The organism is Luteimonas mephitis DSM 12574 (genome assembly GCF_000422305.1).
GTDB lineage: Bacteria > Pseudomonadota > Gammaproteobacteria > Xanthomonadales > Xanthomonadaceae > Luteimonas > Luteimonas mephitis.
The window spans coordinates 264,847-284,545 of record NZ_KE383817.1 but is presented as its reverse complement, the minus strand read 5'-3'; the positions used below and the strand labels follow the sequence as shown (position 1 = coordinate 284,545).

The following is a 19,699-nucleotide window of genomic DNA, read 5'->3' as shown; positions in this document are numbered from 1 at the left end:
AAACGCTGACCTGGATCAAGCAGTCGGCGCGGCGCCGCGGCGTGAAGCGGGCCCGACAGCTCAGGCGTGGACGTGATGGTCCGCTGCCGCAGGCGCGTGGTCGGCACGCGCCATGAAATGCTCGTGCAGGTATTTTTCGCCCATGTCGCAGAACACCGTGACCACGGTGGCAAGTTCCGGATTGCGCGCGCGGATGCGCGTGGCCGCCAGCAGGTGCGCGCCCGAGCTGGGCCCGCAGAGCAGGCCGTACTGGCGCGCGAGGCGCTTCATTTCCGCAACCGCATCGGCGCTGCTGACGGTGAGCACGGCATCGACCTGGTCCGCGTTGCGCTGGTAGATGCCGGGCACGAAGCCGTCGGAAATCCCTTCGATGGCATGCGTGGCGACTTCATGGCAGGCGATGGTCGGCGACTCCGCCGGCTCCATCGCGAACAGGCGCACGCGCGGATTGACCGCGCGGAATGCCTGGCCCACGCCGATCAGGGTGCCGCCGGTACCCACGCCCAGCACCAGCGCGTCGGGGATGCGGCCGGCGGGAAGCTGCGACAGGATTTCCGGGCCCAGCACGCAGCGGTTTTCCTCGATGTTCCATTCCGATTCGAACTGGCTGGGGCAGAAGAAGCCCGGCTGCGCGCCGAGTTCATGCGCGCGCTTCAACGCGTGGTCGACGTGGAAATCCCCGCACAGCAGCACCTCGGCGCCGTAGGCGCGCGAGATCGCCACGCGTTCGCTGGACAGGCCGTTGGGCATCACCACCAGCATCCGGTAGCCCTTGACCGCAGCCACCATCGCCAGCGCATTGCCGGTGTTGCCGCTGGTCGCCTCGACGATGGTGTCGCCCGGCTTGAGCAGGCCGGATTGCTCCGCGCGCTCGATCATGTAGAGCGCGATGCGCGCCTTGATGGAACCGGAGGGATTGAGGAATTCGAGCTTGGCGAAGATGCCCTCGATTTCCAGCAGCGGGGTGTCGCCGATGGCGTCGAGCAGGCTGTGCGAGACCCCGTTGAAGCGGCGCGCAGCGGCGGGGGCGCTGTGGGCGGCAATCGATGGCGTGGGCATGGCGGTCTCCGGGATCAACGGCTGGGCCGTGGCCCCGCGGTTGCGCCCTGGGACCGCGCGGCGAGGGATCGCCGCGTGAATCCGGGCCGGCGACGTGCGCTCCGGACGGCTGGATCGCAGGGTGCCAGCATCCTGCGTGCCGCCGCGCGGCACCCTGACCTGCATCAAGGCGCCGGCGTGTTGGCCTCAGCCGGCGTGGCTGGCAATCCAGCGGTCGATCTTGGCCTCGAGGATCTCCAGCGGCACCGCGCCGTCCTTGAGCACCTCGGCGTGGAACTCGCGCACGTCGAACTTCGGCCCCAGCGCCTGTTCCGCCTTGCGGCGCAGCGACTGGATCTTGAGTTCGCCGATCTTGTAGGCCAGCGCCTGTCCCGGCCAGGCGATGTAGCGCTCGGCTTCGGCGGTGGCCTGGGTCTCGCTCTCGGCGGAGTTGTCGAGCATGTACCTGATCACCTGTTCGCGGGTCCAGCCCTTGCTGTGCAGGCCGGTGTCGGTGACCAGGCGGATCGCGCGCCACAGTTCGTTCTGCAGGTAGCCGAAGTAGTCGTACGGCGTTTCGTACACGCCCAGCGACTTGCCCAGCGATTCGGCATACAGGCCCCAGCCCTCGATGAAGGCGGTCTGGCCGCCGAAGCGGCGGAACTTCGGCAGGCCGGTCAGTTCCTGCTGCAGCGCCAGCTGGAAATGATGGCCGGGGATGGCTTCGTGCAGGAACAGGTCTTCGGCGTCCCAGGTCTTGCGCGTGGGCAGGTCGTAAGTGTTGACGTAGAAGACGCCCGGGCGCGTGCCGTCCTCGCTGGGCGACATGTAGCTGCCGCCGGCGGCGGACTTGGCGCGGAACGGTTCGACCGGGCGGATCTCGAACGGCGCCTTGGGCAGCAGCGAGAACTGCTCCGGGACGCGCTGGTTGATGCGGTCCTCGAGCGAGCGGTAGTACGCCAGCAGCGCGTCCTCGCTCTTGAAGCTGAACTGTGGGTCGGTCTTCATGAACTCGAAGAATTCCTGCAGCGAACCCTTGAACCCGGCCTCGACCATCACCTTGCGGATCTCGCCGTGGATGCGCGCGACCTCGTCCAGGCCCAGCTGGTGGATCTGCGCCGGCGTCATGTCGGTGGTGGTGGACTGGTGCGCGTTGAAGGCGTACCACGCCGCGCCGTCGGGCAGCTTGTCCAGGCCCACGCTGTCGCGGGTGGCCGGCAGGTAGTCGTCGGCGATGAAGGCGCGCAGCTTGCGGAACGCCGGGATGATGCGTTCGCCGATCATCTCGCGGTACTGCGCGGTCAGCCGCTTACGGTCGGCGTCGCTGAAGTCCGCCGGCATCGACGTGATCGGCCGCCACAGCAGCGTGTCCTCGGGCTTGTCCTTGATCAAAGCGTCGAGCTGCGGCACCACCTTTTCCATCAGCGCGCGCGGCTGCACCACGCCGGCGGCCATGCCCTGGCGCATGTTGCCGATCGCGCTGTCGAACAGCACCGGAAGGCGGTTGCCGCGCGCCAGCCAGTTGTCGTAATCCTTGACCGTCTTGAACGGCTGCGCGCCGGTGCCGGAGCCGAGCATGATCGCGTAGCTGGCGATGCTGCCCATCTGGTTGACCGGCATCATCCAGTCCGGGTACTTCTCCGACTCCAGCGAGTCGGCCGCGTCGCGCACGAAGATCTCGTAGCTCAGCAGGTCCTGGCCGGACAGTCCGTCGGAGCCGACCGCTTCGATGCGCTTGAGCCAGTTCTCGGTGAAGTCGTGCGACTTCGCGCGGAAATCGGCGCTGTAGAAGTCGGGAAGCTGGTCGTTGTAGCGGCTGTCACCCTGGAACGTGGCCTGCAGCGGGTTGAGCTTGAGCAGCGCTTCCCAGTATTCGTCGTACAGCGCGTTGAGTTTTGCGGCCTTGTCGCTGGCGGGGGCGGCCGCGGCCGCGGCTTCCTGCGCGAAGGCGGCCGAGGGCAGGGCCAGCGCGCCGGCAATCGTGGCGGCAATGGCGAGGCTGAGCAGCAGCGGGCGTGCGGTCATGGCGGTTTCCCCGGATGGAATGCGGCAATTAGGCACTGTCGCCGGCCGCCGCGGTGCGGGCATGGGCCAAAGGTCACCACGCGGCGCGGGCAGGCGTCCGCGCTTTCCGTGGAAGCGGCTTGGGCCGCGGGCTCCTGCGCGCCTGTGCGAAGCGGGATCAGCCCTGCGCCGCGTGTGCCTGCAATTCGGCGGCGCGGGCGCTGCCCAGATAGCGGCGGATGCCGGCGCGGGCGAGGTACAGCAGCGGGATCAGCGCGATCGCGGCGAGCATCTTGTAGAGGTAGTTGAGCGTGCCGACGGCCAGGAACAGCGACATCTCCCAGTGCTGCGGCCCGAGCACGAAGGCAATGTACAGCACCACGAAGCTGTCGATCAGCTGCGATACTGCGGTCGACCCCGTCGCGCGCAGCCACGCCTGGCGGTCGCCGGTGCGGCGGCGGATGCGGTGGTAGACGTTCACGTCGATCAGCTGGCCGAGCATGAAGGCGACCAGCGAGCCCCAGATCGTCCACAGCCCCTGCCCGAACACCGCGGCGAACGCGGCCTGGTAATCCGGCACGCCCTGGTCGCTGGCCACGCCCACCCACCACGATGCCGGCGCGAGGTGGATGGCGATGAACGCAAACGCGAAGCCGTAGACGATCAGCGCCGCCGCCAGCCAGCTGATGAAGCGCACGCCGCGGCGGCCGAAGTACTCGTTGATCGTGTCGGTCATGATGAACACGATCGGCCACAGCAGGGTGCCGGCGGTGAAGTTCAGCGAACCGGTCTGGCCGAACAGGTTCCACTCCAGCGGCCGGATGCCGAGCGTGTCCTCGAGCGCGAAGATCTTGACGCCGATGAACTCGGCCAGCGCCGCGTTGACACAGAAGAACGCCGACAGCGCGATGAACAGCCGCGTGGTGCGGTCATCGACGAGGCGCTGCGGCGCCGCTGCCAGGTTGCGCGCGCTCACCCGGGCAACGTCGCCGGGGCGGCTGCGCCAGGTGGCGCGAACGGGATGGTCTCGGGCGCGACCGCGCCGCCGGAGATGATGAAGCTCATCGCCTGGTCGACGGTCCAGTCGGTGGGCGTGATCTTTTCCACCGGCACGATCTCGAGGTAGCCGGAAGTCGGGTTGGGCGTGGTCGGCACGTAGACCGCGGCCAGTTCGCGTCCCGTGCCCTGTTCGCGGATCACGCGGGTGACGAAGCCCACCGACTTCATCTGGCTGTGCGGGAAGTCGATCAGCACCACGCGCTGGGTGCCGTCGGGCTTGGTCTGGAGGATGTCGAGCAGCTTGCGCGCGCTGCCGTAGATGGTGTTTGCCAGCGGCACTCGTGCGACCAGCGCCTCGAACCAGCCCAGCAGCCGCTGCCCGACCACGCGCCGCGCCAGCCAGCCGACCAGCAGGATCACCAGCAGTGTCGCGACCATCGCAATGGTGGTCTGCACCCAGCGGTCGGAGAACCAGCCGAGCAGCTGCGGGTTGCCGTCGGCGATGCGCTGCGACAGCGGTTCCACCCAGGGCTTGCTGAGGTCGCTGAGCAGCACGAACACGAATTTCACCACCACCCAGGTGAGCCAGATCGGCAGCAGGGTGAGCAGGCCGGAGAGCAGGGTCTTCTTGAGGCCGTGCCGCGCCGGCGCAGGTTGCGATGGTGTGCCTGGTGGCGGCGTGCTCGATGGGGGCGTGGGCATGGCGGGATTCTACCGGGCCGCGCACCGCGCGGCAGGATGTCAGCGGGTCGCGGTGGCGTGCGGCAGGTCGCTGACCAGGCGGATGCCGACATCATCGTAGCCGCGATCAGGCTCCAGTGACCGCGTGCCTTTTCCGCCGCGCCAGCTGGCGCCGCTGCCGATCCGCTGGCTGCAGTTGCCGCTGCAGTCGCTGTTCCACTCCGAAACCTGCCTGCCGGCGCCAGCGGCCGGCAGCAGCGCCGCTTCGCGCGCCTGCGGCAGGCGGTAGCCGTGGCCGTTGCGCTGGCCGAGCCAGTGCGCGTAGGCGTTGGCGTCTTCCCAGGACACGCAGACGACCGGCTGGTTGCCGGACTGCTCGAATCCAGGTGATTGCCAGTCGCGCGGCGCCAGCACGCGCAGCAGCGAGGCACTGACGCGGCAGCGCGCTGGTGCGCGGCCGGTGGCGCTGGCAAAGCGTGCGTACTCGTCGCGAGTGACCGGGCGCCGTGCGGCGGCGAACACGGTGCTGCCGTTGCGCACCAGCACCATGTCCCCGGCCACCTTGTCCAGGCGTTCGCCCGGCTGTGGGATCTCGGCGGCGCGGGCGGACAGCTGCTGCAGCTGGTTGCGCGAGAGGCCATAGGCGCGTGCGCCTTCCACCACCCGCTGCGCGCTTTCGCGGTCGAATGCGGCGGCGGCGGCATCGATGCGCGCCTGCAGGGCCTGCATCACGCGCTTGCGCAGCCTGGCGACGGCGTTGCCGTTCGCCTGCCGCGTTGCCTCGGCGACCTTCATCGCGTCGCCGATGCGCACCGCGGCCTGCCTGTCGTCGCCGTCGCGGATGCTGCGCACCGCGGCGCTCGCGCTCGCGTCGATGAACCGGTCGACGGCCGTCGGCAGGCCGGCATAGCTCGCATCGCTGTGCTGCGCGGCCAGCAGGCTGTCGCGCGCGTTGTCGTTGTCCGGCGCACCGAGGCGGCCGCGCTTGATCTGCGCGTCGGCGCGGGCGACCCAGTGCTCGGCGTTGGAGGTCGGCGCCGCGCGCAGCAGTGCGCCCGCCGGATCGCCTGTGAGCGGCTGGTTGGCCGGGTCGGGCGGGGCCGGCAGCGCGAACGTGGCTTCGCTGTCGGTCATGGCGACCACGGGTGGTTTCGCCACGCGGAAATAGTCGCTGCCTTCGCTGCCCTGGCGCAGGAACAGGCCGATGCCGGCGGCGACCGCGAGCACCACGCCCAGCCACGCCCACAGCGGCATCCTGCCGACTCTTGCCACCTGCTCGCGCAGTGCAGGCAGTGCGAGCATCTCGTGGGTACCGCTGCGCTGCGGCACGCGGTCGAGCGCGGCGAGCATGTGCGCGGCATCGTGGAAGCGCTTGAGCGGGCCCTTCGCCAGTGCGCGGTCGAAGAACCGCTGCCAGTGGCGCAGCCGCGGTGGCAGGCGCGGGATCGGATCCTTGACGTGCATGATCGCCATCGACACCGCATCGCCGGCCTCGTAGGGCAGCTTGCCGGTCAGCATTTCCCAGGCCAGCACGCCGACCGCGTACAGGTCGGCGCGATGGTCGACGTCCTCGCCGCGCGCCTGTTCCGGTGCCATGTAGGCGGTGCTGCCGACCGCGAGCCCGGCGGTGGTGACGCGCGTCCCATAGCCGCGCCGCAGGGCGATGCCGAAGTCGGCCAGCAGCGGCCGTTCGGTTTCGTCGAACAGCACGTTCTCGGCCTTGACGTCGCGGTGGATGGTGCCGCGCGCGTGGGCGTAGCCCAGCGCCGACAGCAGCGCGTGCAGGATTTCGCGAACCCGCGCCTGGTCCATGCCGCCATTGCTTGCGGCGATGCGCTGGCCCAGATGGCCGCGGGTGAGCCAGGGCATCGAATAGTAGGGCAAGCCGTCGCGAGTGCGGCCGACGTCATGGATGCCGACGATGTGCGGATGCTCAAGCCGGGCGATGGTGCGGGCTTCGTTCTCGAAGCGGCGGCGGCTGACTTCGTCGGCCAGCGCCTCGGGCAGCATCACCTTGATCGCGACCTGTCGCGACAGCGACACCTGTTCGCCCAGGTAGACGGTCGACATGCCGCCATGGCCGATCGCGCGCAGCAGCGTGTATCCAGTGATCTCCGGCAGCGATGCCTTCGCGCTCTCGTCCGACAGCGTGTTGCGCATGGTTCCCCCCGTGGCCGCCCAAGGATACGTCCTGCGCGTGGGCAAGGGATGAACAACCCATCCCGATTCGCCGCGCTCATCCGCAAACGTGACCGCGGGCTCGCGAGCGCCGGTTCCGGTTCCCCGCAAGGATTCTCGGGGCGTCCTGGATCGCATGCATCGGCCGATGCCTGGCGTGTGCCGCTGCCGCCCGCACCGCGTGCCGGGAGGCTTGCGCGGATCGAATCAGGCGGTCGCGCCGCGCGGTCGCTTGCGGCGCACGTAAACCTGCTTGCGTATGCGCGCGACGACATCGCCATCGCGGTCGATGACGTCGGTTTCGAACCAGTGCAGGTACTTCTCGCCGCCGGCGGTGGCGCTGCGGATGCGTTCGAGCACGTCGTCGTCGAGCTGGAACTCCGCCGCGACCGTGCCGCGTCCCGGCTTGACGAACTCGATCTCCGCGGCCCTGTCCCAGACGATGTAGTCGCCGCCCAGCGACTGCATCGTCATGATCATCCAGAACGGGTCGGTCATCGCGAACAGGCTGCCGCCGAAGTGGGTGCCGACGAAGTTGCGGGTATACCAGTGCTGCCGCAGTTCGACGCGCGCGTGGCGGAAGTCGTCAGACACTTCGCGCACGCGGACACCGGCGAACAGGAACGGCGGCCATATGTTGAGGACGCGGCGCAGCGAGGGTGCGGTGATCTTGAGGGCCATGGCTTCCCTGGAGTTGGCGGCGCGCGGGCTTCTTCGCGGCGAATGGATGCGGCAGGTCGGGGCCGCGCCCGGGCCTGCGTTCCGATTTCAGCGAGGTGTGGCCGGAGGCGCAGCCTTGGCCTGCGCTGCTTCCGGCATGGTGGTCAGACCAGCAGCAGCGACGACATCTTCCGCCGGTAGCGCCCCACCATGTCCTCGTCCTCGACCACGCGGAAGGCGTCGATCAGCGCCTTCTTCGGCAACGAGTCCTCGAAATCGCGGTTGCGGCGCAGCATCTCGAGGAACTGCTCGAACCCGGCCTCGGCGTCGCCGGCGACGATGTGGTGCACGCCCAGCAGGTGGCGCGCCTTGAGGTCGTCAGGGTTGGCCGCGATGGCCGCTTCCAGCACCTGCGGCGGCGGCGCGTCCTTGAGCAAGGTGGCGAAGCCCAGCCGCGCGCGTGCGCGGATCGCGCGGTCGTCGGTGGACAGGTTCGCGGGCAGGGCGTCAAGCAGCTGCCCGGCCTCGGCGGCGGCGCCGGTCTGCAGCAGCGCCAGGGCGAGGTCGAGCTTCAGTTCCGCCTTGTCGGGCTCGGCTTCTACTTCCCTGCGCAGGCGCATCACTTCGGCGTGCGGGTCGGTGGGCGGCGCGGGCTGTTCGGGCAGTGTTTCTTCCGTCGCCGCCTCGGCCGGCGCGACGCCGTGGTGGGTCAGGAACTCGCGGACCTGGCCCTCGGGCAGCGCGCCCTGGAAACCGTCGACGATCTGCCCGTCCTTGACCAGGAACACGGTGGGGATCGAGCGGATCTGGAAGGCCTGCGCGATCTGCGGCTCGGCCTCGGTGTCGACCTTGGCCAGTTCGAAGGCGCCGTGGTACTCGGCCGCCAGCTTCTCGAGGATCGGCCCCAGGGCCTTGCACGGCCCGCACCATTCCGCCCAGAAATCGACCAGGACCGGCACCTGCAGCGATTTTTGCAGGACTTCGGCTTCGAACGAAGCGGTGGTGGCGTCGAAAACGTGCGGCGTTTGGGCCGGGCTTGCCGATTGGAGGGACATGTAGGGTTCCATGGCGTGTTCAGCGGGAGATTGTGCCAGCTGGCCCCGTTTCCAACCGGATGTAAAAAATACTTGACACGTGGATCCTTGAATGTAATGTACAGCTTACATTTTGTCTGGAAGACGCGACATGGAGATCAGGTACAGCCCTGTCAGGTTCACCGCCGGCCTGCTCGCCGCGGTGATCGGTTTCTGGTTCGTGTTCTGGGAGCCGGGTCCGCTCGACGAATCCCCCCTGTATGCGATCGGGCCGCTGCTGCTGGCCATCGGCAGCGTGGTCGCCGCGATCCAGTTGTCGGCGCGCCCGCGCACCGGCGTGGCGGGGATGGCCGCGCCCGCGGAGATCGATGCCTGGCTGGCGCTGGTCTACAGCGGCGTGCTGATCGCCTGGCTGCTGTCCAATGCTTCCGTGTTCACGGTGTCCTGGATGGGGAACACGACGACGAGCATTGCCCTGCTGCAGATCGTGGTGGCCTATGTGGTGATTTCGGCGGTGCTGCGCGGACGCCGCGGCAAGGCGGTGCAGGAGGACGAGCGTGACCGCGCGATCAACCGCAGTGCCGCCAGATGGGGACGGCATGCGCTGATCGCGTGCGTTGTCGTGCTGATGGTCGTGCTGGGCACATCGCCCGCGCACAGGCTGGCGTGGGCGACGCCGCCGGCGGTGGCGTTCCTGCTGTTCCTGGCGTTGCTGTTCGGATGGCTGCTCGAGAACGCGGCCACCATCGTCTACTACTGGCGCGACCGCCGGTGAGCGGCACGCCGATCGCCAACGAGATCCGCCGCCTGCGCTTCGAGCACGGCGAGATGACCCAGGAGGCGCTGGCGCAGGCCTGCGGCGTGACCCGGCAGACGATCATCGCGCTGGAGGCTGGGCGGTACGCGCCGTCGCTGGAACTTGCGTTCCGGATCGCGCGCGCGTTCGGGGCCGGGGTGGAGGAGGTGTTTCGATGGGAGTCGGCATGAAGCAGTTGCCGCTGGTGGCCGCGATCGCCGCGATGGTCCTGTTCGTGGCCGCGGTCGCCGGCTTTGGCGCAGCGCTGGAAGGTTATTCGCAGGCGAGGCACCCGGTCGGGCTGCTCGGCGCGAGCGGCGTGCCGCACGCGCTGGCGTTCAACGTGCTGGGCTTCGTGCTGCCCGGCCTGCTCGCGGCGTTCGTCGCCTGGCGCCTGCGCGTGTCCATGGGCGACAACGCGCCGTGGGTCGCACGCATCGGTGCCTGGATGGCGCTGCTTTCGGCCATCGCGTTCGTGGCGCAGGGGCTGTTGCCGCTGGATCCGGGAGACCTGGAGTCCGATGCCAGCCGTGCGCACGCGACGGCGTGGACGCTGTGGTGGGTGGCGCTGCTGCCGGCGACGCTGCTGCTCGCGCTCGGGTTGCGGGGCGAATCCGAATCGCGTGCGCGGGTACTGGCGAGCATTGTTGTCGCCGTGGTCGTCGTGGCCCTTGCGATGCTGCCGCTGGATCTGCTTGCACCGGCGTTTGCGCAGCGCGTGGTGTTCGCGACGTGGCTGGCGTGGACGGTGGTTGCGGCTGGAGGAAACCGCAAGACCGGGATGCCGTAGGCCGGGGTTACATCCCGACGGCTGTGGCGGCGTTGCTGCGCGACTCCCCGCGGGTCGGGACGCAGCCCGACCTACGCCGGTTCCGACAGCAGCGTGGCGATCTCCGCGCCCAGGCGCAGGTCGTCGAGCAGGCCGAATCGCTGCCGCCGCAGCCGGCCCAGGCGATCGACCAGCAGCAGCGTCGGCGTGCCCTGCATCGCATAGGCCTGCATGGTCAGCGGCAGCGGATGCCGCCCCGGATCGTTGTCGCGGTGCGCGTCGACGCCGACCGGATAGGTGATCCGGTTTTCGTGCAGGTAGACCTGCAGCGCCTCCGGCCCCATTGCGTGGTGGTGTTCGAACACCGTGTGCAGGCCGATCACGGCCAGGTCGGTGGAGGCGAACGCGGCGGCCACCTTCAGGCTCTGCGGCACCGCGTGCTGCACGCAGGCCGGGCACAGCATCTGGAAGGCATGCAGGAACACCACGCGCCCGCGCAGGGACTGCAGCGACGGCGCGCCATCGGCGTTGAACCAGCGAGAAACGATCCAGTCCGGTGCTGCGGGTGGGTTCGTCGACTCGGTCACGGTGCGGCTCCGGGGGCAAGGGGTGTTGCGTCAGGCAAGGCTCGCGGCTGAAGCCGCTACAGGTCGCTTGTCCATTGCAGGCGCGGCTTCAGCCGCGAGCTTTCTGGCAATTGCGAGACGTTGGCGAAGGGGGCGCCGGCCATCCGGGATTCACGGCGTGATTTCATGGCCGTCGCGGCGCCAGACCTGCCCGGCCTTCATCACGAATCCGACTTTCTGCATCGCGGCGATATCCTCGAGCGGGTTGCCGGCAACCGCGACGACGTCCGCGTACTTGCCCGCCTCGATGCTGCCCAGGTCCTTCGCCTGCTTGAGGAGTTCGGCCGCGTGCGTGGTCGCGGCCTGCAACGCATAGGCCGCGGGCATCCCGGCTTCGACCATGTAGGCGAACTCCCGGGCGTTGTCCCCGTGCGGATAGACCGCCGAATCCGTGCCGAAGGCGATCTTCACCCCGGCGCGGTACGCGCGGCCGGCGGTGCCCTGGATCACCGGGCCGACCTGGCGCGCCTTCGCTGCGACCTGCGGCGGGTAATAGCCGGGCACCGCGGCCTTTTCGGCCACGTAGCGCCCGGCGATGATGGTGGGCACGTACCAGGTGCCGTGTTCCTTCATCAGCTTCATGTCGGCATCGTCCATGAAGGTGCCGTGCTCGATCGAGTCGACCCCGCCGACCACCGCGCGGCGGATGCCCTCGGCGCCGTGCGCGTGCGCGGCCACGGTGAAGCCGTAATCGTGCGCCGCGGCGACCACCGCCCGGATTTCCTCCAGCGTCATCTGCGGGTTGTCGGCACTGGCGCTTTCGTCGAGCACGCCGCCGGACGGCATGATCTTGATCGCGTCGGCGCCGTCCTTGTAGTGCTGGCGCACCGCCTTCCAGGCGTCGTCGGGCCCGTTGATGATGCCGTCTTTCGGCCCCGGATCGCCGGCGAGGTCCTTGCGATAGCCGTCGCTGCCGTCGGCGTGGCCGCCGGTGGAGCCGATGGCCGAGCCCGCGGTGAAGATGCGCGGGCCGGGCACGATGCCGGCATTGATCGCGTTGCGCAGCGCGATCGACTCGCCCGAGCCGTCGCCCAGGTTGCGCACCGTGGTGAAGCCGGCCTGCAGGGTGCGCGCGGCGTAGACGGTGGAACGGATGGCGTAGTCGGCCACGTTCCAGCGGAACTGGTCGGTGTAGCCGGTCGGGCTGGTTTCGAAGGTCAGGTGGGTGTGGGTGTCGATCAGGCCCGGCAGGCAGGTGGCGTCGGCCAGGTCGATGACCGTGGCGCCGGCGGGCGTGGCGATGGCACCGGCCTGCACCGACTCGATCCGGTCGCCGCGCACCACGATGCTGGCTTCGCCGCGCAGGCGGCCGGCGGGGGCGTCGAACATCCGGCCGCAGTGCAGGACCTGGACGGCCGCCGACGCGCCCGGGGCCGGGGCGGCCGGTTCGTCGTCCGCGACGGCGGCAGTGCAGGCGAGTGCAAGCAGCGCGGTGGGCGCAAGTCGTTTCATTCTGGGTTCCCCGGTAGCCGAAGCCATCATATTCCGGGTCGATGGCGGCGATTTGTGCACTGCGGTAGGCTTGCTGGCCGCCCCTGAAATGCGCCCGCCGTGTCCGCCGACCCCGCCAGCTACGACCCCAGAACCGTCGAATCCGCCGCCCAGCGTTACTGGAACGACACCCGCGCGTTCGAAGTGACCGAGGAATCGTCGAAGCCGACCTTCTACTGCCTGTCGATGCTGCCGTATCCGTCCGGCGCGCTGCATGTCGGCCACGTGCGCAACTACACCATCGGCGACGTCATCAGCCGCTACCAGCGGATGACCGGCAAGAACGTGCTGCAGCCGATGGGCTGGGACGCCTTCGGCCTGCCGGCCGAGAACGCCGCGATCAAGAACGCCACCGCGCCGGCGAAGTGGACATACGCCAACATCGAGCACATGCGCGCGCAGCTCAAGACCATGGGCTACGCGATCGACTGGTCGCGCGAGTTCGCCACCTGTTCGCCGGACTACTACGTGCACGAGCAGCGCCTGTTCGTGCACCTGCTGAAGAAGGGCCTGGCCTACCGCCGCAACTCGGTGGTGAACTGGGACCCGGTCGACCAGACCGTGCTGGCCAACGAACAGGTGATCGACGGCCGCGGCTGGCGCACCGGCGCGCTGGTGGAGAAGCGCGAGATCCCGCAGTGGTTCCTGAGAATCACCGACTATGCGCAGGAGCTGCTCGACGGCCTCGACACGCTCGACGGCTGGCCGGATTCGGTCAAGACCATGCAGCGCAACTGGATCGGCCGCAGCGAGGGCCTGGAAATCCAGTTCCGCGTCGAAGGTGAGGAGGTGCCGCTGACGGTCTTCACCACCCGCCCGGACACGCTGATGGGCGTGACCTTCGTGTCGATTGCCGCCGAACATCCGCTCGCGCTCAAGGCCGGCGCTGCCGATCCGGACCTGGCCGCGCGGATCTCGGCGCTGCGGCAGGGCGGCACGTCCGAAGCCGAGCTCGAGACGCAGGAGAAGCGCGGCGTCGATACCGGCCTGCGCGCCGTGCATCCGATCAGCGGCGAAGAGATCCCGGTCTGGGTCGCCAACTTCGTGCTGATGGGCTATGGCACCGGCGCGGTGATGGCGGTGCCCGGGCACGACCAGCGTGACTGGGAATTCGCGAAGAAGTACGACCTGCCGGTCCGCATGGTGGTGGTGCCGGCGCCGGTGCGCGACGCGCTGCGCGAGATCGGCGCCGATGCGCTCAAGCCCAGCGACCCGATGCAGGCTGCGCTCGGCGGCAGCGGCGCGATCGACGTCTACGACACCGGCGCGGCGGTGCAGGTGGTGCAGGAGTTCGAGCAGCGCATCGCCGAGGAATCGGCGTACACCGAGCGCGGCTGGCTGGTGAACTCCGACGAGTTCGACGGCATGGATTTCCAGCAGTCGTTCGACGCCATGGCCGCGAGGTTCGAGGCCGACGGCCGCGGCGCGCGCCGGGTCAACTTCCGCCTGCGCGACTGGGGCGTGAGCCGCCAGCGCTACTGGGGCTGCCCGATCCCGGTGATCTACTGCGGCACCTGCGGCGCGGTGCCGGTGCCGGAGGAGCAGCTGCCGGTGGTGCTGCCCGAAGACGTCGCCGACGCCTTCTCGACGGCCGGGGTGGTGCATTCGCCGATCAAGTCGGACCCGCAGTGGCGCAAGACCACGTGCCCGCAGTGCGGCGGCGCCGCCGAGCGCGAGACCGATACCTTCGATACCTTCATGGAGTCGAGCTGGTACTACGCGCGCTACACGTCGCCGGGCGCGAAGGAAATGGTCGACGCCCGCGCCGACCACTGGCTGCCGGTCGACCAGTACATCGGCGGCATCGAGCACGCGATCCTGCACCTGCTGTACTTCCGCTTCTTCCACAAGCTGCTGCGCGACGAAGGGCTGGTGAAGAGCGACGAGCCGGCGGTGAACCTGCTCACTCAGGGCATGGTGGTGGCCGAAACCTACTACCGTGAGTCCGGCGACGGCCGCCGCGAGTGGATCAACCCCGCCGACGTGGACGTGCAGCGCGACGAGCGCGGCCACGTCACCGGCGCGACGCTCAAGGCCGACGGCAAGCCGGTGAAGACCGGCGGCATCGAGAAGATGTCGAAGTCGAAGAACAACGGCGTCGACCCGCAGGCGATGGTCGACCGCTACGGCGCCGACACCGTGCGCCTGTTCTCGATGTTCGCCTCGCCGCCGACGCTGTCGCTGGAGTGGAACGAGGCCGGCGTGGAAGGCATGGCGCGGTTCCTGCGCCGCTTCTGGCGCGAGGTGCAGCAGCATGTGGCGCAGCCGGACCATCCGGAAGTGCGCGAGTTGCTCGAAGCCGGTGCCGCGCTCGATGCCGGGCAGAAGGCGCTGCGCCGGCAGCTGCACGAAACCATCCAGAAGGTCGGCGATGACTACGGCCGCCGACACAGTTTCAACACCGCGATCGCGGCGCTGATGGAACTGCTCAACCACGTCGCGAAGTTCACCGACATGTCCGACCAGGGCCGCGCGGTGCGCCACGAGGCGCTGCAGTCGATGGTGCTGCTGCTCAACCCGGTCACGCCGCACGTGTGCCATGCGCTGTGGCAGGCGCTGGGGCATCCGGAGGCGCTGCTCGAGGACCAGCCGTTCCCGCGCGCCGACCCGGCGGCGCTGGTGCGCGACATGGTGAAACTGGCGGTGCAGGTCAACGGCAAGCTGCGCGGCACCATCGAGGTGGCGCCCGACTCCCCGCGCGACGCGATCGAGGCCGCGGCGCTGGCCGAGCCGCACGTCGTGAAGTTCATTGGTGATGGCCAGGTGCGCAAGGTGATCGTGGTGCCCGGCAAGATCGTGAATATCGTCGTTGTTGCCTGAACGGTGCCGACGTCCTGCTTGCCGGGTCCGGGTCCGTCGTACAGACTTGCGCGCATGACCCGACGCATGACCCGAACGTTCGCGCTGCTCGCCCTGGTGGTGGGCCTGGCCGCCTGCGGCTTCCACCTGCGCAGCGCGCTGACCCTGCCGCCCGACCTGGGCCCGGTGCGCGTGGTGGCCAAGGATCCGTACAGCCCGCTGGCCGAGTCGCTCGCCGTGGCGCTGGAGCAGGCCGGCGCCACTCCGGCACCTGAAGATGCGAAAGGCGACGTGGCCACGCTGCGCATCCGCCTCGAGAAATGGGGTTCGACGCCGATCAGCATCGACCAGTTCGGCCGCGCACAGGAGTACACGCTGCGCTACGCGGTGATCTTCAGCCTCGACAAGGCAGATGGCACCAACGTGGTGCCGCAGCAGACGGTGGAACTGTCGCGCGACTACGTGTCGGTGCCGACGCGCTCGACCGGCACCGAAGGCGAGCGCGAACTGCTGGCCCGCGAGATGCAGAAGGAAATGACCGCCTCGATCCTGCGCCGGATCGATGCCGCCTCGCGCGCGCCCGTGCCGATCGGGATGCCGGACGAACCGTCACCGGCGCCTGCCGACGAGGCTTCACCTTCCGAAGAGCCCGCCGCGGAGCCTCCCGCCGCGGAGCAGGCGACCACGCCCTGAGCGTCGTCTCGCCGCCGCCAGCAATGGATTCACCATGGAACTGACCCCGGAAAGCCTGGTTTCGCGGCTTGCCGGGGAGCCGCTGCGCCCGATCTACATGATCACCGGCCCGGAGCCACTGCTCGTGCTCGAGGCCGCCGATGCCGTCCGCGCCCACGCCCGCACGCAGGGCTACGCCGAGCGCGAGGTCTTCGACGCCGACGGTCGCGACTTCGACTGGAATGCGCTGGCGATGACCTTCCGCGCGCCCAGCCTGTTCTCGGCCCAGCGGCTGATCGAGCTGCGCCTGCCCACCGCGCGGCCGGGCAAGGAAGGCGGCGAACTGATCGTCGACTACTGCCTGCAGCCGCCCGGCGACATCGTGCTGCTGGTCACCGGCGGCGAGTGGAGCAACAAGCACGGCGGCAAGTGGAGCGAGGCCATCGCCCGCGCCGGCAGCCTGGCCGTGGCCAGGCAGGTCCGGCCCGACCAGATGCCGGGATGGGTGGAAGCGCGACTGCGCAAGCGCGGCGTGCAGGCCGATCGCGGCGCGGTGCAGCGGCTGGTCGAGCGCGTCGAAGGCAACCTGCTCGCCGCCGCGCAGGAGATCGACAAGCTGGTGCTGCTCGCCGACGGCAAGCCGATCGATGCCGCGCGGATGGAGTCGCTGGTGGCCGACGCGGCGCGTTTCGATGTGTTCCGGATGCTCGATGCGGCGTTGAACGGGCAGGGCGCGCGTGCCTCGCGGATGCTCGCCGGCCTGCAGGCCGAAGGCGAGGCGATCCACGCGCTGATGGGCATGGTGGTCAAGGAATTGCTCACCGTCGCGGCGCTGGCGCGGGTGCAGGCACGCAACGGCAACCTGGCGGCGGAGTTCAAGGCGCAGCGGGTCTGGGATTCCAAGCAGGCAACCTATCGCCGCGCGCTGCAGCGCCACGCGGCGCCGCACTGGGAGCGCTTCGTCGCCGAAGCCGGCCGGGTCGACCGGATCGCCAAGGGGCGCGGGCAGGGCGATGCCTGGCAGGTGCTCGAGCGGCTGCTGCTGGTGGTCGCCGACGCCAAGGCACGGCCGCTGCTGGCCTGACCTGATGGCCGGCCTGCGCGTCTACTACGGCGGCACCTTCGATCCCGTCCACGACGGCCACCTCGCCATCGCCCGTGCGGCGCGCGATGTGTTCGACACCGCGATCCGGCTGATGCCGGCGGCGGACCCGCCGCATCGCAGCCCGCCCGGCGCAACCGCCGCCCAGCGCGCGGAGATGCTCGACCTGGCCGTCGCCGGCGAAGATGGCCTGTGCGTCGACCGGCGCGAGCTGCGCCGCGAGGGCCGCAGCTACAGCATCGACACCCTGCATGACCTGCGCGCCGAACACGGTGCCGACGCGCCGATCGCGCTGCTGGTCGGCGCCGACAGCTTCGTCGGCCTGCCGGACTGGCACCGCTGGCGCGAGCTTTTCGACCAGGCCCATTTCATCATCGCCGAGCGCCCGGGCAGCCCGCTGGACCGCGACTTGCGCCCGGAACTGGCCGCCATGCTGGCCGGGCGCTGGTGCCACGCGCCGCAAGCGCTGCGGGACACGCCTGCCGGCCTCGTCTTCCGGCTGCACCAGGCGCTGCACGGCGAATCGGCAACCGCGATCCGCCAGCGCATCGCCGCCGGCCGCCCCTGGCGCGACGAAGTGCCCGCGGCCGTTGCCGATTACATCGAACGCCACCGTTTGTACCTGAACGGCAGCCGGGATTCCGGGCCAGCCGCGCGGCCTCCCCTATAATCGACCGACGCACGCATCCAGAGCCACGCCCACTTGACCAGTACCGCGCAAGTCATCAAGACCCGCCTCCCCAATCCGCCGCCATCCGTCGACGCCCTGCTCGAATCGGTCAAGGACGCGGTTGCCGAACTCAAGGCCAACGACGTCGTCGAGATCGACGTCCGCGGCAGGACCAGCGTCTGCGACTACATGGTCATTGCTTCGGGCACGTCGACCCGGCACGTCAAGGCGATCGCAGACGAGGTCGTGCGCTTCGCCAAGAAGCTCGACTGCCAACCGCTGGGCGTGGAAGGCGAGCGCGAGGCCGAATGGGTGCTGGTGGACCTGGGCGACGTCGTCGTCCACGTGATGCTGCCGCGCGTGCGCGAGTTCTACGCGCTCGAGCGCCTGTGGACGGTCGGCGACGAGCCGCCGGCCGGGCAAGAACTCGAAACCGACGCCGACGAGCGTCGTTGAGATTGCTCGCACGCGGCTTTTGCAGGAGCGGCTTCAGCCGCGGGCTTTTGAGGTTGTCGTGCAGATTCCCCGCAAAGCTCGCTGCTGAGGCCGCTCCTGCGGGTGGCGTCATGCCGCGACGCGTTCCGAACCCGCAGCCACGGGACATGCAGCGATGAAAGCCAGGCTGGTCGCCGTCGGCGAACGCGCCCCGCACTGGGTCGCCGAAGGCTACGTCGAGTACGAAAAGCGCCTCTCGCACTGGCTGCCGCTGGACCTGGTGGAAATCGCGCCGGGCCTGCGCGGCAAGCACCGCGACGCCGCGCGCGCCACCCAGGATGAAGGCGCGCGGGTCCTCGCGGCGCTGCCGAAGAATGCCCACGTCGTCGTGCTGGACGGACGCGGCCGCCAGCATTCCTCCGAACAGCTCGCCGTGCGCATGGAACACTGGCGCGGCCTCGGCCGCGACCTGGCCTTCCTCATCGGCGGCCCCGAAGGCCATGCCGGCGACGTGGTCGCGCGCGCCGACGAGCAATGGTCGCTGGGGCCGCTGACCCTGCCGCACATGCTGGTGCGGCTGGTACTGGCCGAACAGCTCTATCGCGCCTGCGCGCTGCTGGCCAACCACCCCTACCACCGCGCGTAGATGCGCGATGCGCGGATGCAGCGAGGCCCGCATGCGCGGACCCCGCTGCCGGCCGCAGTGCCGCTCAGTCGAGGTTGAAGGCGATCGGCACGATGCCGACGGCCTGCACGGGGTGGCCATCCGCGGTCGCCGGCCGGAACAGCCAGTGCCGCAGCACCTGCCTGCGCGCGGCTTCGTCAAGCACGCGATGCCCGCTGCTGCGCTGGATGTCCACCCGCAGCGGGCGACCGTCCACGTCGACCAGCACCTGCAGCATCACCGTGCCGTGCAATCCTGCGATCAACGCGTCGCGCGGATACCTGGGCGAGGGCGCGTCGATGTACTCCAGACGCATGCCGGCGATCGGGCCGGCGGACGGCGCGATGCTGCCGACGCCGGTTTCCACCGGTGGCGTCGCGGCCTGTTCCGCCGGCAGTGAACCCTGCTCGACGATGATCTGCTCCACGACCGGTTGCACGATGTCAGGCCGTACCGGCGCCGGCGTGGACGGTGCGACCGTCGGCGCTGGCTGGACGATGGGGACGGGCACCGGCGGTGGCGGAATCTTCTCGGTGATGGGGACGACGATGATCCCGGGGGCGGCCTGCGGCGCGATATCCGGCAGGCCCGCCGGGATCAGCAGCAGCAGGAGCACGACGACGTTGAGCGCGATGGCCCCGGCGCCCGCTGCGATGCGTGCGAAGTCGAGCCGGGGAAGGGAAGCAGCGAAGAACGGATGAGCGTGTTGCAGCACCATGACCCACCTCCACAGGTTGCGTTGCACGATCCTTAACGCGCGGACGGCGGGCGTGGGGTTGAGCCAACCGGCACCCCTGGCGCCCGACTCGACTGCGGGTACACGTTGCGCCGGATATGTCCGCAGGGCAAGCGTCCGGTCCGGCGGGAGGTGGAAAACCGCGCCGAAGATGGTCTGGCCCGGGGCATTTGCGTGTTCAGCATGAGAGCCGGTCGGCTCGGAATTCCCCGCGGTCGGGCGAGAGGCAGTCAGGAAGATGTACCGAATCTAGCTGGCGGAACGCCAAACGTTAATGAAGCGTTGACTCCAGTCCGATTCGGCGTATCACGGCGGCTGCTTCATCACGAAAAACAGGGGACCAAC

General features: G+C 69.4%; 19 protein-coding genes. 9 read left to right on the top strand and 10 right to left on the bottom strand.

The genetic code is table 11. The annotated features are described in order from the left end of the window. Positions 1 to 60: 60 nt before the first annotated feature. The 7 genes from H570_RS17845 to trxA all read right to left on the bottom strand — a co-directional run bounded on the left by H570_RS17845 (position 61) and on the right by trxA (position 8,615). Entirely contained in the window at positions 61 to 1,059 is a 999-nt protein-coding gene (locus tag H570_RS17845; protein WP_051176469.1) for a PLP-dependent cysteine synthase family protein, read from the bottom strand. 186 nt (positions 1,060 to 1,245) lie between these two features. Beyond that, positions 1,246 to 3,063, bottom strand: a complete 1,818-nt coding sequence (locus H570_RS0115010; protein ID WP_027081450.1) for a DUF885 domain-containing protein — start codon at positions 3,061 to 3,063, stop codon at positions 1,246 to 1,248. A gap of 157 nt (positions 3,064 to 3,220) precedes the next feature. Next, positions 3,221 to 4,003, bottom strand: coding sequence for a queuosine precursor transporter (locus H570_RS0115005; protein WP_051176487.1), 783 nt, complete (start codon positions 4,001 to 4,003; stop codon positions 3,221 to 3,223). A gap of 11 nt (positions 4,004 to 4,014) precedes the next feature. Beyond that, positions 4,015 to 4,743 (bottom strand): DUF502 domain-containing protein, encoded by a 729-nt coding sequence (locus H570_RS17840; protein ID WP_051176468.1) that lies wholly within the window; start codon positions 4,741 to 4,743, stop codon positions 4,015 to 4,017. A 39-nt stretch (positions 4,744 to 4,782) separates the two neighbouring features. After that, the gene (locus H570_RS0114995) at positions 4,783 to 6,882 is read right to left on the bottom strand and encodes a bifunctional serine/threonine-protein kinase/formylglycine-generating enzyme family protein (protein ID WP_027081448.1); all 2,100 of its coding nucleotides are present in this window, start codon (positions 6,880 to 6,882) and stop codon (positions 4,783 to 4,785) included. A gap of 225 nt (positions 6,883 to 7,107) precedes the next feature. Continuing rightward, on the bottom strand, positions 7,108 to 7,581 hold the full coding sequence (locus H570_RS0114990; protein ID WP_051176467.1) for a DUF4442 domain-containing protein: 474 nt from the start codon (positions 7,579 to 7,581) through the stop codon (positions 7,108 to 7,110). Between the two features lie 143 nt (positions 7,582 to 7,724). Further along, positions 7,725 to 8,615, bottom strand: a complete 891-nt coding sequence (gene trxA, locus H570_RS0114985) for a thioredoxin (protein ID WP_027081446.1) — start codon at positions 8,613 to 8,615, stop codon at positions 7,725 to 7,727. Positions 8,616 to 8,745: 130 nt separating this feature from the next. Between trxA and H570_RS0114980 the strand changes: the two genes are divergently transcribed. Genes H570_RS0114980 through H570_RS0114970 form a run of 3 tightly spaced genes read left to right on the top strand, consistent with a single transcriptional unit; the run spans position 8,746 to position 10,180 of the window. Next, a complete protein-coding gene (locus tag H570_RS0114980) occupies positions 8,746 to 9,369 on the top strand; it encodes a DUF2178 domain-containing protein (RefSeq protein ID WP_027081445.1) in 624 nt (207 codons plus the stop codon). After that, positions 9,366 to 9,581, top strand: a complete 216-nt coding sequence (locus H570_RS0114975; RefSeq protein WP_417472740.1) for a helix-turn-helix transcriptional regulator — start codon at positions 9,366 to 9,368, stop codon at positions 9,579 to 9,581. The genes H570_RS0114980 and H570_RS0114975 overlap by 4 nt, the downstream gene beginning before the upstream one ends. Continuing rightward, positions 9,578 to 10,180: a DUF998 domain-containing protein gene (locus H570_RS0114970; protein WP_027081443.1), complete on the top strand. Its 603-nt coding sequence runs from the start codon at positions 9,578 to 9,580 to the stop codon at positions 10,178 to 10,180. Before H570_RS0114975 ends, H570_RS0114970 begins: the two co-directional genes overlap by 4 nt. Positions 10,181 to 10,251: 71 nt before the next feature. Here the strand turns inward: H570_RS0114970 and H570_RS0114965 are convergent, their stop codons facing one another. Both H570_RS0114965 and H570_RS0114960 read right to left on the bottom strand, forming a co-directional pair. Further along, positions 10,252 to 10,746, bottom strand: coding sequence for a thioredoxin domain-containing protein (locus tag H570_RS0114965; protein WP_027081442.1), 495 nt, complete (start codon positions 10,744 to 10,746; stop codon positions 10,252 to 10,254). A gap of 150 nt (positions 10,747 to 10,896) precedes the next feature. Continuing rightward, a complete protein-coding gene (locus tag H570_RS0114960; RefSeq protein ID WP_027081441.1) occupies positions 10,897 to 12,237 on the bottom strand; it encodes a metal-dependent hydrolase family protein in 1,341 nt (446 codons plus the stop codon). Positions 12,238 to 12,336: 99 nt separating this feature from the next. On the opposite strand from H570_RS0114960, the gene leuS reads away from it, so the two are divergent. From leuS to rlmH, 6 genes are all read left to right on the top strand, one after another. Next, on the top strand, positions 12,337 to 15,096 hold the full coding sequence (gene leuS, locus H570_RS0114955; RefSeq protein ID WP_027081440.1) for a leucine--tRNA ligase: 2,760 nt from the start codon (positions 12,337 to 12,339) through the stop codon (positions 15,094 to 15,096). Positions 15,097 to 15,150: 54 nt separating this feature from the next. After that, positions 15,151 to 15,768: an LPS-assembly lipoprotein LptE gene (locus H570_RS0114950; protein WP_245559623.1), complete on the top strand. Its 618-nt coding sequence runs from the start codon at positions 15,151 to 15,153 to the stop codon at positions 15,766 to 15,768. A gap of 34 nt (positions 15,769 to 15,802) precedes the next feature. Then, entirely contained in the window at positions 15,803 to 16,831 is a 1,029-nt protein-coding gene (gene holA / locus H570_RS0114945) for a DNA polymerase III subunit delta (RefSeq protein WP_027081438.1), read from the top strand. Positions 16,832 to 16,835: 4 nt separating this feature from the next. After that, on the top strand, positions 16,836 to 17,519 hold the full coding sequence (gene nadD / locus H570_RS17835) for a nicotinate-nucleotide adenylyltransferase (RefSeq protein WP_051176465.1): 684 nt from the start codon (positions 16,836 to 16,838) through the stop codon (positions 17,517 to 17,519). A 33-nt stretch (positions 17,520 to 17,552) separates the two neighbouring features. Next, positions 17,553 to 17,975: a ribosome silencing factor gene (gene rsfS / locus H570_RS0114935; protein ID WP_027081437.1), complete on the top strand. Its 423-nt coding sequence runs from the start codon at positions 17,553 to 17,555 to the stop codon at positions 17,973 to 17,975. Between the two features lie 154 nt (positions 17,976 to 18,129). Then, positions 18,130 to 18,600 carry a 23S rRNA (pseudouridine(1915)-N(3))-methyltransferase RlmH gene (rlmH, locus tag H570_RS0114930; protein ID WP_027081436.1) on the top strand — a complete coding sequence of 157 codons (471 nt, stop codon included), beginning with the start codon at positions 18,130 to 18,132 and terminating at the stop codon, positions 18,598 to 18,600. A 64-nt stretch (positions 18,601 to 18,664) separates the two neighbouring features. Here rlmH and H570_RS0114925 read toward each other — a convergent pair whose 3' ends face one another. Next, the gene (locus H570_RS0114925) at positions 18,665 to 19,336 is read right to left on the bottom strand and encodes an energy transducer TonB (protein WP_036136467.1); all 672 of its coding nucleotides are present in this window, start codon (positions 19,334 to 19,336) and stop codon (positions 18,665 to 18,667) included. Positions 19,337 to 19,699 lie beyond the last annotated feature (363 nt).